A 14,500-nucleotide genomic window follows, 5' to 3' on the forward strand; every position below is an offset into this window, starting at 1 on the left:
TCCTGGACCGCCGGGGCGCTCAGCGGGGCCGGATGTTCCACCCCGCCACCACGGGCCGCGCGTGCTCCGTGCCGAGGCGGCACAGGGTCCCGGTGGCCAGCTGGAACAGCGCGCCGTGCTGCGGGGGCAGGCCCAGGCGGCGGGCGGTCAGGACGCGCAGGAAGTGCCCGTGGGCAACGAGCACGACGACCCCCTCGGTGTCGGCGAGGGCCGCGTCGACCTTGCCCAGCATCCGGTCGGCGCGCTCCCCGACCTGCTCCGGGGTCTCGCCCGGGTGCTCCGGCGGACCGGGCGCGACCCCGTCCGTGAACAGGAACCAGTCCGGCCGGCTCCGCTGGATCTCCACGGTGGTCACGCCCTCGTAGCCGCCGTAGTCCCACTCGTGCAGGTCGGCGTCCACCCGGGCGTCGTGGATCCCGATCAGCTCGGCGGTCTCCCGGGCCCGCTCCAGGGGGCTGACGAACGCGGCGCCGATCCGGTGCGGGCGGATCAGGGGCATCAGCCGGCGTGCCTCCTCCCGGCCCTGCTCGGTGAGGGGTACGTCGGTCCAGCCGGTGTGCCGTCCGGACCGCGACCACTCGGTCTCACCGTGCCGGACGAGAAAGAGGTCACCCACGTCAGCGCCCTTCCCAGTCGCCTGTCAGCACGCTGCCACAGGCCCCGGCCCCGCGCAGCCCGGACTGGGCCGGACGGCCGCCGGCCCCGGTGGGGACGGCGGCCCGGAGGTCAGGACGGGTCGGGCGTGCGCCGTGGCGGCCGCATGACCATGGTCTCGCCACACGCGTCGATCGACGTGGGCCTGTGGTGCGCGTCCGTCACGGGGACGGTGGTGCGCGCGGAGTCGTGGGGTGCCGAGACCACCGCCTCGTTCTGCCGCACGCACCAGGTGTCCGCGCCCTTCGCGCCGCCGGGCGTGTAGCGCAGGTCCACGGTCGCCGCGGCCTTCCCCGGCAGGGTGAGGGCGGCCGGGTGGCCGTGACCGGCGCCCTCGACGCTGTCCGCCTTGCCGTTGTGGATCTCCACGCCCGGGTAGCCGTCGAACACACAGGCCCCCGGGCCCTTGTTGACGGCGGTCAGCCGGGCTTCGGGCCGGGCGCCGCCGTGGTCGCTCCCGCCGGGCAGGACGAGTGACCACTTCAGCGAGGCGGTACGGCAGGGCGGTGCGGACGCGTCGGACGCGTGGGGTGTGGCGCGGGTGGTCGAGCCGCAGGCCGTCAGCGCCAGGCCGGCCGTGAGCAGGGCGAGTGGGCCGGTCAGCCGGGTCGTCGCTCGCACGGTTCCCCCTTCAAGGGTGTCATTTGCCGGGGTTGACCAGCGTGTTCTCGGTGCCGAGGGCCGTGGCCGCGGTGTCGGCGTACAGCGTGGTCTCGCCGTCGGACCAGCGGACGACCAGGTCGTTGCCGTGGTGGTCGGCGGTGAAGTCGCCGGCCGTCATCACCTGGGCGTGCGGCCAGGTGCCGTTGGCGCCGAGCACATGGGACCTGGTGCCGGGGCCCGTGGCCGAGGTGCCGGTGAAGGTGTCGAGCGAGCCGTCCGCCCAGCGCACGAGCAGGTCCGAGCCGTCCGCGCCGCCGAAGTCCCCGCCGGTCAGCAGCGCCGCCTTGGCCCAGGTGCCGTTCGCCGCGAGGATCCGCCTGCCGGTGCCGAAGGGGCGGGGGCCGACCCCGGTGTACAGGGTCAGGCTGCCGTCGCTCCAGCGGACCAGCAGGTCGGTGGCCCCCTGGGCGCCGTGGAACTGCCCCGCGGTGAGCTGGACGGCGTTCTTCCAGACGGAGTCCCGCTTCGCCATCTGGACCTCCTTGCCGAGGCCGCCGGCGCCGGTGTCCGGGTACAGGGAGACCTCGCCGTCGGACCAGCGCACCAGGAGGTCGGGGCGGGCGTCGCCGCCGAAGTCCCCGCTGGTGACGGAACGGGCGTGGGTCCAGGTGGAGTTGGGCTTCACCAGCCGCTTCTCGGCCGTGAACCCGCCCTTGCCGTCACCGGGGTGCAGGGTGACCCCGCCGTCGGACCAGACGACGAGCAGGTCGTCGAGGCCGTCGCCGGTGTAGTCGCCCGCGGTCATCAGCGAGGCCGTGCGCCACCGGGCCGCGCCTCCCGGCAGGACGTCCGCGAGGCCCTTGTAGGGTGGCAGGCCGCTGGGCGGGTCCTGGCCGGCCACCGCGTCGGCGAGCAGGTTCTGGGCGTCGGAGCCGAACGCCGGTGCGTAGCTGATGTAGTCGACGTCCGCGTCGTTGCCGCCGCCGTTGTAGCCGCCGAGGTTGCCTATGACGTGGCCGGTGCGGGCGCCGTCCTCGTAGTCGGTGATCCAGGGGCTGCCGGAGACGCCGCCGTAGTAGCCGCCGCAGGTCATCGACATCTGCCGGTAGCCGGGCAGTTGTGTCGTCGGCACGGTGCACTTGACGGCCTGTCCGGCGCCGTTGTGCCGGTACGAGGGGTAGCCGACCACGGTGACGTTCTTCTGCGTGTAGCCGGACGGCCGGGTGAAGGTCAGCCCGCCGCCGACGGCGTCCTGCAGCGTCCTGCCCTGCTGGTTGGGCGAGACCCGGGCGAACGCGGTGTCCAGGTCGGACCAGGGCTTCTTGGTGGTCGACGAGCCCTTGTCGGGCACGTACCTGGGGTCGGTGAACAGGCGCTGGATGTGGAAGATCCCGTACGGCTGCCGGTCGGGGGAGGCACCCTTCACGAACTTCGGGACGAAGACGTAGTCGCCCTTCATGCCCAGCGCGCAGTGGGCCGCGGTGAGGACGACGTCACGCGCCGGGGTGTCGATCACGCTGCCGGTGCAGTGCCAGGTGGTGCCGCCCGGCCCGTCCGAGCCGAAGAACGTGCCGACCAGCGGGCTCCCGCCGAACAGGGTGCCCTGTGGCCTGCCGGCTGCCGCGAGCGACTGGCCCGGCCCCTGCGGCGCCCTGCGCGCCGGGTCGAGCGGTCGGGCGTCCGCCATGCGCTGCGCGGTCCAGAACCGGGCCGCCTGCCGGGCCTCCTGACCGGCCGACGGGTCCGGCGGCGAGGGCGGCGCCGCCTGCGAGGGCGGCGCCGCCTGCGCGGCCGGTGCCGCGAGCCCGAGGGCCGCCCCGCACGTCATGGCGACGGCGACGGACGTCCAGCGTATTCGGTACGACAATGGTGCTGCTCCCCCTGATCCGACGGAAAGAAGCCAGGGGGAACGGCGGCGCGACGCTGGTCAGGCATCCACCGGCGGCCGGTGCGCCCGGCCTTCGTGAGGGTCCCCCCTGATCATGTGGTGTGATCTTCGCACGAACGGCACCGGACGGGCTAATGCTGCCGGTACCCGCCGAGGAACCGCCCGATCCGCCCGATGGCCGCTTCCAGGTCGTCGGCGTGCGGCAGGGTGAGGATGCGGAAGTGGTCGGGGGAGGGCCAGTTGAAGCCGGTGCCCTGGACCACCTGGATCTTCTCGCGCAGCAGGAGGTCCAGGACGAACCGCTCGTCGTCGTGGATCGCGTGCACCTTGGGGTCGAGCCGGGGGAACGCGTACAGGGCGCCCCTGGGCTTCACGCAGGACACCCCGGGGATCTCGTTGAGCTTCTCCCAGGCCACGTCGCGCTGCTCGTGCAACCGGCCGCCGGGCGCGGTGAGTTCGCGGATGGACTGGCGGCCGCCGAGCGCGGCCTGGATGGCGTACTGGGCGGGCGCGTTGGCGCACAGGCGCATGGAGGCCAGCATGGTCAGGCCCTCCAGGTAGTCCTTCGCGTGCTGCCGGGGGCCGGTGACGACCAGCCAGCCGGAGCGGAAGCCCGCCACCCGGTAGGTCTTGGACAGTCCGCAGAAGGTGAGGACGACCAGGTCGGGGGCGAGGGCCGCGGCCGAGTGGTGGACGGCGTCGTCGTAGAGGATCTGGTCGTAGATCTCGTCGGCGAACACCATCAGCCCGTGCCGGCGGGCCAGGTCGAGGATGCCCTCGACGACCTCCTTCGGGTAGACCGCGCCCGTCGGGTTGTTCGGGTTGATGATGACCACGGCCTTGGTGCGGTCGCTGATCTTCGCCGCCATGTCGGCCAGGTCCGGGTTCCAGTCGGCCTGTTCGTCGCAGAGGTAGTGGACCGCCTTGCCGCCGGCCAGGGTGGTCGCGGCCGTCCAGAGGGGGAAGTCGGGGGCCGGGATGAGGATTTCGTCGCCGTCCTCGACCAGCGCGGTCACGGCCATGGAGACCAGCTCGGAGACGCCGTTGCCCAGGAAGACGTCGTCCACGCCCACTTCGAGGCCCGCGGTCTGGTAGCGCTGGGCGACGGCGCGGCGGGCGGACAGGATGCCGCGGGAGTCGGTGTAGCCGTGCGCCTGCGGGAGCATCCGGATCATGTCCTGGAGGATCTCCTCCGGTGCCTCGAAGCCGAAGGCCGCGGGGTTGCCGGTGTTCAGACGCAGCACGCTGTGCCCCGCCTCCTCCAGCGCGTTGGCGTGCTCGATCACCGGGCCGCGGATCTCGTAGCAGACCTCGCTGAGCTTGTTCGACTGCCGGAACTCCATGCGCCCCTCCGGGAACTCGTGTTGCTTGGTTTTACCAAGTGACAGCTTGGAAAGTCCAACAACGCGTCTAGACTGCGTCGCATGCCACCTCGCCGAAGCTACGACCAGTACTGTTCCGCGGCCCGCGCCCTCGATCTGGTCGGCGACCGCTGGACCCTGCTGATCGTCCGGGAGTTGCTGGGCGGTCCCCGCCGCTACACGGACCTGCACGCGGACCTGCCCGGCGTGAGCACGGACGTACTCGCCTCCCGGCTGAAGGACATGGAACGCGACGGGCTGGCCACGCGTCGCCGGCTGCCTCCGCCCGGGGCCGCGTTCGTGTACGAACTCACGGACCGCGGGCGCGGGTTGCTGCCCGTCCTGCAGGCGCTGGGGTCATGGGGCGAGGCCGAGCTGGGGGAGCGGCGGCCCACGGACGCCGTCCGGGCCCACTGGTTCGCCCTGCCCCTGCTGCGGGCGCTCGACGGCGAGGGCGTCGTCCAAGTGCACCTCGACGAGGGCGACTTCCATCTGAGGCTCGGGCCGGACGGCGCCCCTGCGTACGGCGACGGCCCCGCCCCCGGCGAGCCCGACGCACGGCTGACGATGGACGCGCCCGTCTGCGAGGCCGTCGCCCGGGGCGAGTCGAGCCTGCCGGAGGAGGTCCGCGCGGGCCGGGTCACGGTCACCGGGGACGGCCCCCTGGCCAAGGCGCTGCGAGACGCCTGACCGCGGCCGGCCGCCCAGGAGCGGTGGGCGAACGAAGAAGGCCCGCCGGAGCGGGCCTTCTGTCCGTCTGCCGAGCGGAATCTGTCCGGCTACTGCGGGACGCGGGAGGGGCGCCCCGACCCCCGGGTCAGCGCGTATCCGCCGATCCCGGCGAGCGCGGCCAGGATGCCGCCGATCGCCGTCCACACCCAGCGGTCGGTCCACCAGCCGGACGACCACCCGTCGTGCGAGCCGAAGCTGGACAGCACCGCCGTCTTCTTCGAACCGTCCTGGTTCTCCTCGGACTTGACGGCGATCCCGGGGACGAGCGGCTTGCCCAGGGAGCCGTCCACCGCCGCCGAGCCGCCGATGTCCTTGGAGTCGGCGCGCACCTCGGCGCCCACCGGCTGGCCGAGGTTCGAGGCATCGAGGGCCACGACCGTCAGCCGGACGTAGTACGTGCCCGGCAGCGGGTCGTCGGCCCACGGCTCCGACCAGCCGCGCACGGTGCGCAGCACACAGGCCAGCTCCACCGAGGAGGCGTCCTGCCCGGCGGTGTTCGTCGACGCGCCGTACTGGCAGGCCTGCCGGCGCCGCAGCCCGTCGTACACGTCGAGCTGCCAGGTCTCGGCCCCGTGCGTCGCGGGGAGCTTGACGGTCGCGTGGACCGTCGGCCGCTGCCCCGTGTCCGCCGGGAACGACCAGTACATGTAGTCACCGGTGGAGCCGGAGGCGGTCCCCTGCTGCCCCTGCTCCAGCTCGGTCGCCGTACGGAAGGAGGTGCCCGCCCGGGTGGGCGCGCCGCCCTCCTGGGAGCCGTCGCCCGAGGCGCTCGGCGACGGCGAGGAGTCGGCGACCGCAGGCCCCGCGGCCAGCCCGAGCGCCAGCAGCGCGGCGCCCAGCACACGTGTGATCCGCATCAGTTCGTCCTCCAGACCGCGACCCGCCAGCGCGACAGCCAGCCCCACAGCAGGCCCGCCAGGAAGCCGGCCAGTACCAGCGCGCCCAGCAGCCACCAGCCGCGCCCGAGACCGAAGGCGGCCACGTCGTGCGCCTGGTCCGGACCGTCCACCACGTCGACGGTCAGCTCCAGCGGCAGACCCGGCGTGGTCTTCACGCCCGCGGCCGCCGAGAAGGAGTTGGTGACCTGGAGACACACGGTCTCCGCGGGCGCGTTGTCGTCGTCGCTCTCCGGCTTCGGGTAGCGCAGACCGGTGGAGATGACATCCGTACGGCCGGTTCCGGCGGCCTCACCGCGCACGATCTCCCGGCCGTGCAGGGTCACCGCCCGCAGCAGCACGCCGTAGTCGGGGTTCACCGCCCGGTCGTCCGCCACGCTCACCGACGTCCGCAGCTCCTTGCCGGGGGCGACGTCGACCTTGTACCAGCGCTGCTGCCCGAACTCCTCGCGGTCCGTGTACAGACCGGACTTGAGCGTCGGCGCCTGCTCGCACTGCGCCGCGCCCTCGGTGGCCACCGGCGCCACCACCGGATCGGCCGCGCGGTCGACCAACTGGCCGACCCGGTCGGACAGTTCCTGCTTGTGCCGTACGTCGGTGTAGGTGCCCCCGGTCGCGTCCGCGATGCAGCTGAGCTGGGCACGGGTCTTGGCGTCCGGCACCAGGCCGAGGGTGTCGATGGTCAGGCCGATGCCCTTGGCGGCTATCTCCCGTGCCACCTCGCAGGGGTCGAGCGGCTGGCAGGTGTCCTCGCCGTCGCTGATCAGGACGATACGGCGGGTGCCTTCGCCGCCGCTGAGGTCGTCCGCCGCCTTCAGCAGCGCGGGCCCGATCGGTGTCCAGCCGGTCGGCTGCAGCGTGGCCACCGCCGTCTTGGCGTCGGTCCGGTCGAGCGGGCCGACCGGGTAGAGCTGCGCGGTGTCCTTGCAGCCCTCCTTGCGGTCGTTGCCACGGTAGTTGGCACCGAGCGTGCGGATGCCGAGCCGTACCTCCTGCGGGGTCGCGTCGAGCACCTCGTTGAACGCCTGCTTCGCCGCGGCCATCCGGGTGCCGCCGTCGATGTCCTGGGTCCGCATGGAACCGCTGACGTCCAGCACCAGTTCGACCTTCGGAGCGGCCTGCTCCGTCTCGTCGGCGACCGCCGAGGATGGGAACGCGAGCCCGGCCGTCAGGGCGGCGAGCAGCGCGCACACTCCTGCCGCCAGCCGTTGTCTTCTGATCATCGCCGGATCCTATTGATCAACCGCGTCGTGCTCCAAAACGAGCGGGTTGGGCAGGGCGGCCCACTGGTCGCCCGGGGTCCCCGGGGACAGCCGCATCAGCGTCAACGCCTTCGCGGGAACCGGCCCTTCGCGCAGCGCCGCCAGGTCGGACGTGTCCGGCAGATCCGGCAGGGCGGCCGCCAGGGCCGGCCCGAGGGCCGGTCCCGACCCGGCCGTGCCGGCCAGCGCGCCCGCCAGCAGCGAGCCGAACAGCTTGCGGCGCAGGGCGGTTTCGTCGTCGGTGATCAGACGGCCGGTCAGGGCGGGCGGCGTGATGCCGTGCCGGGTCAGCCGGGCCGGGCTGATCCGGATGTCGGCGAGATCGCGGTACACCAGGCGCCGGGGGGTGCCGTCGGCCGACACCACCACCAGCAGGTTCTGCCCGTGCGCCTCCAGGGCCACGCCGAGGTCGAGCAGGCGCAGGCCCACCGTCAGCGCCAGACGGGCGAACTCGGCCAGCCAGCCGGGGGAGTCCGGCAGCGTGGTGGTGGCCAGCGCGGCCACCGGCAGGACCTGTTCGCCCGGGCGCGCGTACACCTCGGGCGACTCCCGCAGCAGCGCGGCCAGATCGGGCGAGTGGGCGGTGACCGCGCCGAGGGTGCGGGTGATGTGCAGCAGGCCGTCGGTGCGGCCCGCCAGTTCCGTCGCGAAGGAGGACAGCGTCGCCGCGGCCCCGACCGAGTACGCGGAGATGCCCCGCACCGAGGACGTCAGCCGGGCGCTCAGCGCGGTCTTCACATGCGGGCCGCCGGGGAGGGCCAGCGTGCGCAGCGACATCAGCGGGTGCGCCGGGCGCCAGTCGTCGTACGGCCGCTTGAGCACATGGTCCGCCTGCCAGGGATGCACCGGCAGCAACAGCCGCTCCCCGTCCCGCAGTTCCTCCGGCCACTCCCCGGTCACCAGGCACTCGCCGGCCGGCACCGGCACCGTGCCGAGCCGTACCACCGGACGGTGCTCCGGGCCGTACGCCAGCTGGTCCGCCACCGAGAACCCGGGGCGGGACCGGCAGCCCGGGTGGAACGGGTGCCCGTCCACCACCCGCTGCTCCCACTCCCAGTCCCTCGCCGAGCCCCCCGGCGGCCACTCCTTCGGATGATCCGCATCGGCCCGCGACAGCGCCGACGAGGCCACGCTGTGCGCCAGCTCCACCGCGAAGGCGGACGCGTGCGGCACCGCGAGGGCCTCCATCAGCCGGGCCGGATCGTCGTGGTGTTCGCGGTCGAGGCGGACGCCGGTGACGTAGGCGCTCGTGGCGTACGGATCCGCGTGCGGGCCGTGCAGCGTCCGCCCGTCCGCCAGCCGCAGGACCAGACCGTGGGCCCCGCGCTCCCGGCCGGCCAGCCACGGCAGCGGCTCGTGCGCGAGCGCCCGCCACAGCCGGGTCAGCACGGCCGCCCGGGCGCCCGGCAGCTCCGCCGCGTACCGGGGCAGCAGACCGGGCCGGACGGCGGCCAGCTCCTCGGCGACCTCGGCCTCGGCGGTGGGGGACTGGGACACGGACGGCTCCTCGGTTGCGCGCGGCACGCGGCACGATGGTCAGGTACGACAGAAGACATACTGAGTCTGTCCGGGCCCCCTGGCGAAGAACGATTCGGGCCCCGGGACGCGGAACGATCCGGGCCCCCGACGAAGAACGAATGGATCGCGTGGACCTCAAGCCTCCCGCAGACGACGTCGGCCGGCGCGCCGACGCCTTTGCGGCCGCCCCCCTGCTCAACTGCCTGCTCCGGGAGGTGGCCGAGCCCGTCCCCGGCACCGGGGACCGGCCGGTCCACCGGCTGCCCGGCACCGGGCGGCTGCTGCGCGTGCGCCCCGGGCGGCGCCCGGCCGACCCGGAGGTGTGCGTGGCCGGGGTCTGGCACCGGATCGGCCACCCCGAGCTGGTCAAACTGGTCGCCGAGGAACTGCGCCGGAACACCGGGCTGGCGGGCGGGGACCTGCCCGCCGAGATGATCGACAGCCGGGACGCGGTCGCCGCCCTGCTCACCGCCCGCGCCCGGGCGACGGCGCCCGAGGACCCGTATCTGCGCTCCGAGCAGTCCCTGCTCACCGGCCACCCCTACCACCCCGCCCCCAAGGCGCGCGGCGGCGGCCCGGTCGCCTCCTGGCTGCCCTACGCCCCGGAGGCCCACGCCCGTTTCCCGCTGGTGCTGCTCGGCGTCCGCGAGGACCAGGTGACCGAGGAAGGGGACACCCGCGCCCTGGACGCCCTCGGCGCCGCGCCCCCCGGCTACCGGCTGCTGCCCGCCCACCCCTGGCAGCTCGACCTGGTCGGCGGCGACCTCGCCCCCGCCTTCGAGGACGGCCGACTGATCCGGCTCGGCACGACCGCCTTCGACACCTGGCCGACGGCCGCGATCCGGACGGTGTACGAGCCCCGGCGCGACCTGTTCCTGAAGTTCAGCCTCGACGTCCGCATCACCAACGACATCCGCCGGCTGTGGCGCCACGACCTGCTGCGGCTGCGCCGCACCGACGCCGCTGCCGAGCAGGCCTTCGCGGCGCTCGGCCCGTCGGCGGGCTGGCTGAGCGACCGCGGCTACCGCACGGCCTCCTTCGCCTTCGAGGAGCTGGCGGTCCTGGTCCGGGACGGTCTGCGCGGCCATCTCCTGCCGGGCGCCACCCCGCTGCTCGCCGCGGGCCTCGCGGAGGGCTACGAGGGCACCCCGCTGGCCGCCGCCGACGCCCCGGAAGCCTGGTGGGAGGCCTATCTGCGGCAGGTCGTCCCGCCCGCCCTCGCCGCGTTCCAGGACCACGGGGTCGTCCTGGAGGCGCACCTGCAGAACACGCTCGTCGCGGTCGACGCGGCCGGCACGCCCGTGCAGGCGCTGTTCCGGGACGCCGAGGGCGCCAAGCTGCTGCCGGACGTGACGCGGGCGGCCGGCTGGGAGCGGCTGGTGTACTGCCTGGTCGTCAACCACCTCACCGAGATCGCCGGCGCCCTCGCCGAACACCATCGCGGTCTCGACCCGTGGCCCGCCGCCCGCCGCGAACTCGCCCGGCACGACCTGCCGGAGATCCCGGCCCTGCTGGCCTCGCCCACGCTGCCCGGCAAGACCAACCTGCTGCTGCGCTGGACCGGCGCGGACGGCGCCGCCGCCCGCTACCTGCCCCTGCCGAACCCGCTGGCGGGCCGCTGACCCGCGGCGGGGTCAGCGAGCCGTGCCGAAGTCCTGGGTCCAGTAGCTGCCCGGCTGCGCGAGACCGACGCCGATCTCCTTGAACGAGCAGTTGAGGATGTTGGCCCGGTGCTCGGGGCTGTTCATCCAGCCGGTCATCACGTCTCCGGCGGTGGCGTAGCCGTAGGCGACGTTCTCCCCGTAGCTGCTCCAGTCGTAGCCGGCGGCCGTGATGCGGTCGCCCGGGGACGACCCGTCGGAACCGGTGTGCGTCATGTTCTGGTGGGCCGCCATGTCGTCGCTGTGGGCCTGCGCGACCTTGGTCAGCGTGGCGTTCAGGGTCAGGTCCTGGCAACCCGCCTTCTCGCGCTCGGTGTTGACGAGCTGCAGGATCTGCGCGGTGACGCCGGACGCCGTGGCCGTGGCCTTCGGGGTGCTCGGCGCGGCGGGAGCGGCGGGCGCGGCGGAGGTCGCCTCGGGGGCCGCGGGGGCCGAGGCGGTGGCCTCGGGGGCGGCGGGGGCCTCGGGGGCGGCCGTCGCGGGCGCCGCGGTCTGCTGCGGGGTGCCCGGCTGAGCGGGAGCCGGGGGCGTGGCTGTCGCGGCGGTCTGCGGCGCGGCGGCCCAGTGATGATGAACGTTGCGGTGGTGATGCCTGTGGATCAAGGGCCACTGCGGTGTGGGGGTGCTCGTGGTGGCCGTGGCGGCGACGTCGGCGGGGTCCGCGGTGCCGGCCGGCCAGTCGGTACAGGCCAGCGCGACGGAGGGCACGCCCACGGCGCCGGTCGCGACGGTGGCGATGACTATTCGCCGGTAGAACTGCGTTTTGCGGTGCTTGCCCATTCGCCAACCTCACTCGGTGATCGCCGGGCGCTCATTCTCGGGACGGCTTCACACGGAACGCAAAGGTGGCTTCCTACGATGCCGCTTCGTAGGCGGGGCCGACTCTTGTCAGGCGGGCCGAGAACTGCCGACTTCGCATATGTGATCTTTGCTCTCTGCTGGCGCGCCGTCAGAAACGCGGCATGGCGAACGAATGCGGGCGGGTCCCGTTCGGGCGCCGTCCCCTCGCCCGAACGGGACCCACACCCGTGGCAAGACGGACAAATCCCCTATGTCGCCGGAGCCCCGTCTACTACCCGGCCTGCGTAGTGGCCGACTTCGCTGTGAGGGTTGTCACCCGCCCTCCTGTTCTAGGCTGGCCGGTGTGCTGCGCGACGTGACTGCTGTTCGATACGTGACCCCGCTGCGCTCCGGCGGCTCCGTGCCCGGGGTCGTCGAGGCCGACGACCTCGGGACGTACGTCGTGAAGTTCACCGGTTCCGCGCAGGGGCACAAGGCGCTGGTCGCCGAGGTGATCGTCGGCGAACTCGCCCGCGCGCTCGGGCTGCGCTTCCCGGAGCTGGTCCTGGTCCACTTCGACCCCGCGATCGCCGCCGCCGAGCCGCACCAGGAGGTGCGCGACCTGCACGGCGCGAGCGCCGGGGTGAACCTCGGCATGGACTACCTGCCGGGCGCCCGCGACCTCACCCCGGAGATCGCCGGGGCCTTCCCGGTGGACCCGCTGGAGGCGGGCCGCATCGTCTGGCTGGACGCGCTGACGGCCAACGTCGACCGTACGGTCCACAGCTCCAACCTCATGGTGTGGCCCACGCTCGGCACCGTGCCGCCGCGCCTGTGGCTCATCGACCACGGCGCCGCCCTCGTCTTCCACCACCGCTGGGACACCACGGACCCCGGCAGGCGGTACGACTTCCGGCACCACGCCCTCGGCCACTACGGGCCCGACGTCCGGGCCGCCGACGCCGAACTCGCCCCCCGCGTCACGGAGGAGCTGCTGCGCGGGATCGTCGCCGAGGTGCCCGACGCCTGGCTGGCCGAGGACGCCGGGTTCGCGACGCCCGACGACGTCCGGGACGCGTACGTCGGCTATCTCCTCGCGCGCCTGCGGCTCTCCGACGGGTGGCTGCCCACCGACTTCCCGAGCCGCGAGGAGCTCGCCGACGAGGAGGCCGCACGCGAGCGCAGGAACCAGGCGGGCCGTCCGGACTGGCTGAAGCGGGTCCCCGACCTGCACGGCAAGCCGGCGGCGGAGCGGGACTGGTCGGCGCACCTGGGCTGAGTGCCGTCCGCGCCGGGTCCGGGCACCGCACCCGGCACCGTCGGCCGTCCCGCCCCGGAGCGGGCCGTACGCGGCCGAGTGGCCCCGGGAAGGTCCCGGGGCCACTCGGACAGGCCCGGCTGAAGGGGGCTCGTGCGGCTCAGCCCCTGAGCTGCTCGTACGCCGGGAGGGTGAGGAAGTCGGCGTAGTCCTCGTCGAGGGAGACCCGCAGCAGCAGGTCGTGCGCCTCCTGCCAGTGCCCGGCCGCGAAGGCCTGCTCGCCGATCTCCTTGCGGATGGCGTCCAGTTCCTCGGCGGCGACCTTGCGGGCCAGCTCGGGCGTGGCCTTGTCGCCGTTCTCGAACTCGACGCCCGCGTTGATCCACTGCCAGATCTGGGAGCGGGAGATCTCGGCGGTGGCCGCGTCCTCCATCAGGTTGAAGATGGCGACCGCGCCGAGTCCGCGCAGCCAGGCCTCGATGTAACGGGTGCCCACCTGCACGGCGTTGACCAGCCCCGCGTAGGTCGGCCTGGCGTCGAGCGAGTCGATCGCGATGAGGTCGGCGGCCGCCACGTGGACGTCCTCGCGCAGCCGGTCCTTCTGGTTCGGCCTGTCGCCGAGGACCCGGTCGAAGGACTCCATGGCGATCGGCACGAGGTCGGGGTGGGCGACCCAGGAGCCGTCGAAACCGTCGTTCGCCTCGCGGTCCTTGTCGGCGCGGACCTTCTCGAAGGCGACCTTGTTGACCTCCGCGTCCCTGCGCGAGGGGATGAAGGCCGCCATGCCGCCGATCGCGTGCGCGCCCCGCTTGTGGCAGGTGCGGACGAGGAGTTCGGTGTACGCCCGCATGAACGGGGCGGTCATCGTCACCGCGTTGCGGTCCGGCAGCACGAACCTGGCACCGCCGTCACGGAAGTTCTTGACGATGGAGAACAGGTAGTCCCAGCGGCCCGCGTTCAACCCGGCGGCGTGGTCGCGCAGTTCGTAGAGGATCTCCTCCATCTCGTACGCGGCCGTGATGGTCTCGATCAGGACGGTGGCGCGGACGGTGCCCTGCGGGATGCCGACGTAGTCCTGCGCGAACACGAACACGTCGTTCCACAGGCGCGCCTCGAGGTGCGACTCTGTCTTCGGCAGGTAGAAGTACGGGCCCTTGCCGAGGTCCAGCAGCCGCTGGGCGTTGTGGAAGAAGTACAGGCCGAAGTCGACGAGGGCGCCGGGGACCGCGGTTCCGTCGGAGTCGGCCAGGTGGCGCTCGTTCAGGTGCCAGCCGCGCGGGCGCATGACGACCGTCGCCAGCTCCTCGTTCGGGCGCAGGGCGTACGACTTGCCCGACGCCGCGTCGGTGAAGTCGATGTTCCGGGTGTAGGCGTCGATCAGGTTGGCCTGGCCGAGGACGACGTTCTCCCAGGTGGGCGCGGAGGCGTCCTCGAAGTCGGCGAGCCAGACCCGCGCGCCGGAGTTGAGCGCGTTGATGGTCATCTTGCGGTCGGTGGGGCCGGTGATCTCGACGCGCCGGTCGTTCAGCGCGGCCGGGGCCGGGGCGACCTTCCAGGAGTCGTCCGCGCGAATCGCGGCCGTCTCGGGCAGGAAGTCGAGCGTGGAGGTGCGGGCGATCTCGGCGCGGCGCTCGGCCCGGCGGGCCAGGAGTTCGTCACGGCGCGGGGTGAACCGCCGGTGCAGCTCCGCCACGAAGGCGAGCGCCGCGTCCGTGAGTACCTCCTCCTGCCGGGGCAGGGGCTCGGCGTCGACGATGGCCAGCGGGGACGGCGCTGGTGCGGACATGAGCTGTCACTTCCTTCAGCGGTGGCACCTAGTGCCTAGTGGCACGAATAGGACAGACAGCGCCGGCTGTGCGGTCAGGCGCTTCTGAGCAGTGGATAGTA

At 73.4% G+C, this 14,500-nt stretch carries 12 protein-coding genes; 3 read left to right on the forward strand and 9 right to left on the reverse strand.

Going from position 1 to position 14,500, the window contains the following annotated elements; translation table 11 throughout:
* Window positions 1–19: 19 nt before the first annotated feature.
* From ACZ7FF_RS29110 to ACZ7FF_RS29125, 4 genes are all read right to left on the reverse strand, one after another.
* Complete coding sequence (locus tag ACZ7FF_RS29110) at window positions 20–616, reverse strand: histidine phosphatase family protein (RefSeq protein WP_470815697.1); 597 nt, start codon at window positions 614–616, stop codon at window positions 20–22.
* A gap of 110 nt (window positions 617–726) precedes the next feature.
* Entirely contained in the window at window positions 727–1,275 is a 549-nt protein-coding gene (locus tag ACZ7FF_RS29115; RefSeq protein WP_470815698.1) for a DUF4232 domain-containing protein, read from the reverse strand.
* Between the two features lie 19 nt (window positions 1,276–1,294).
* Window positions 1,295–3,124: an FG-GAP-like repeat-containing protein gene (locus ACZ7FF_RS29120; protein WP_470815700.1), complete on the reverse strand. Its 1,830-nt coding sequence runs from the start codon at window positions 3,122–3,124 to the stop codon at window positions 1,295–1,297.
* Between the two features lie 152 nt (window positions 3,125–3,276).
* The gene (locus ACZ7FF_RS29125) at window positions 3,277–4,488 is read right to left on the reverse strand and encodes a pyridoxal phosphate-dependent aminotransferase (RefSeq protein ID WP_470815702.1); all 1,212 of its coding nucleotides are present in this window, start codon (window positions 4,486–4,488) and stop codon (window positions 3,277–3,279) included.
* Between the two features lie 81 nt (window positions 4,489–4,569).
* Between ACZ7FF_RS29125 and ACZ7FF_RS29130 the strand changes: the two genes are divergently transcribed.
* Window positions 4,570–5,196 carry a winged helix-turn-helix transcriptional regulator gene (locus ACZ7FF_RS29130; protein WP_470815704.1) on the forward strand — a complete coding sequence of 209 codons (627 nt, stop codon included), beginning with the start codon at window positions 4,570–4,572 and terminating at the stop codon, window positions 5,194–5,196.
* An 89-nt stretch (window positions 5,197–5,285) separates the two neighbouring features.
* Here the strand turns inward: ACZ7FF_RS29130 and ACZ7FF_RS29135 are convergent, their stop codons facing one another.
* Genes ACZ7FF_RS29135 through ACZ7FF_RS29145 form a run of 3 tightly spaced genes read right to left on the reverse strand, consistent with a single transcriptional unit; the run spans window position 5,286 to window position 8,893 of the window.
* A complete protein-coding gene (locus ACZ7FF_RS29135; RefSeq protein ID WP_470815705.1) occupies window positions 5,286–6,095 on the reverse strand; it encodes a hypothetical protein in 810 nt (269 codons plus the stop codon).
* The gene (locus ACZ7FF_RS29140) at window positions 6,095–7,357 is read right to left on the reverse strand and encodes a VWA domain-containing protein (protein ID WP_470815707.1); all 1,263 of its coding nucleotides are present in this window, start codon (window positions 7,355–7,357) and stop codon (window positions 6,095–6,097) included. The genes ACZ7FF_RS29135 and ACZ7FF_RS29140 overlap by 1 nt, the downstream gene beginning before the upstream one ends.
* A 9-nt stretch (window positions 7,358–7,366) precedes the next feature.
* Window positions 7,367–8,893: an IucA/IucC family protein gene (locus ACZ7FF_RS29145; RefSeq protein WP_470815709.1), complete on the reverse strand. Its 1,527-nt coding sequence runs from the start codon at window positions 8,891–8,893 to the stop codon at window positions 7,367–7,369.
* A 140-nt stretch (window positions 8,894–9,033) separates the two neighbouring features.
* On the opposite strand from ACZ7FF_RS29145, the gene ACZ7FF_RS29150 reads away from it, so the two are divergent.
* On the forward strand, window positions 9,034–10,536 hold the full coding sequence (locus ACZ7FF_RS29150; protein WP_470815711.1) for an IucA/IucC family protein: 1,503 nt from the start codon (window positions 9,034–9,036) through the stop codon (window positions 10,534–10,536).
* 12 nt (window positions 10,537–10,548) lie between these two features.
* Here the strand turns inward: ACZ7FF_RS29150 and ACZ7FF_RS29155 are convergent, their stop codons facing one another.
* On the reverse strand, window positions 10,549–11,355 hold the full coding sequence (locus ACZ7FF_RS29155) for a CAP domain-containing protein (RefSeq protein ID WP_470815713.1): 807 nt from the start codon (window positions 11,353–11,355) through the stop codon (window positions 10,549–10,551).
* A gap of 364 nt (window positions 11,356–11,719) precedes the next feature.
* Here ACZ7FF_RS29155 and ACZ7FF_RS29160 point away from each other — a divergent pair, with 364 nt between their 5' ends.
* Window positions 11,720–12,634 (forward strand): HipA family kinase, encoded by a 915-nt coding sequence (locus ACZ7FF_RS29160; protein ID WP_470815715.1) that lies wholly within the window; start codon window positions 11,720–11,722, stop codon window positions 12,632–12,634.
* Window positions 12,635–12,773: 139 nt separating this feature from the next.
* On the opposite strand, the gene aceB is transcribed toward ACZ7FF_RS29160, so the two are convergent.
* Complete coding sequence (gene aceB / locus ACZ7FF_RS29165; protein ID WP_470815716.1) at window positions 12,774–14,399, reverse strand: malate synthase A; 1,626 nt, start codon at window positions 14,397–14,399, stop codon at window positions 12,774–12,776.
* Window positions 14,400–14,500: the final 101 nt, after the last annotated feature.

It is taken from the genome of Streptomyces sp. NPDC037126, from assembly GCF_055605965.1.

What these genes read in the sequence shown, in the direction of transcription:
- ACZ7FF_RS29125 (WP_470815702.1), bottom strand. Translation starts at nt 4,488, where the DNA reads ATGGAGTTCCGGCAGTCGAACAAGCTCAGCGAGGTCTGCTACGAGATC.
- ACZ7FF_RS29150 (WP_470815711.1), top strand. Translation starts at nt 9,034, where the DNA reads ATGGATCGCGTGGACCTCAAGCCTCCCGCAGACGACGTCGGCCGGCGC.
- ACZ7FF_RS29140 (WP_470815707.1), bottom strand. Translation starts at nt 7,357, where the DNA reads ATGATCAGAAGACAACGGCTGGCGGCAGGAGTGTGCGCGCTGCTCGCC.
- ACZ7FF_RS29130 (WP_470815704.1), top strand. Translation starts at nt 4,570, where the DNA reads ATGCCACCTCGCCGAAGCTACGACCAGTACTGTTCCGCGGCCCGCGCC.
- ACZ7FF_RS29155 (WP_470815713.1), bottom strand. Translation starts at nt 11,355, where the DNA reads ATGGGCAAGCACCGCAAAACGCAGTTCTACCGGCGAATAGTCATCGCC.
- aceB (WP_470815716.1), bottom strand. Translation starts at nt 14,399, where the DNA reads ATGTCCGCACCAGCGCCGTCCCCGCTGGCCATCGTCGACGCCGAGCCC.
- ACZ7FF_RS29135 (WP_470815705.1), bottom strand. Translation starts at nt 6,095, where the DNA reads ATGCGGATCACACGTGTGCTGGGCGCCGCGCTGCTGGCGCTCGGGCTG.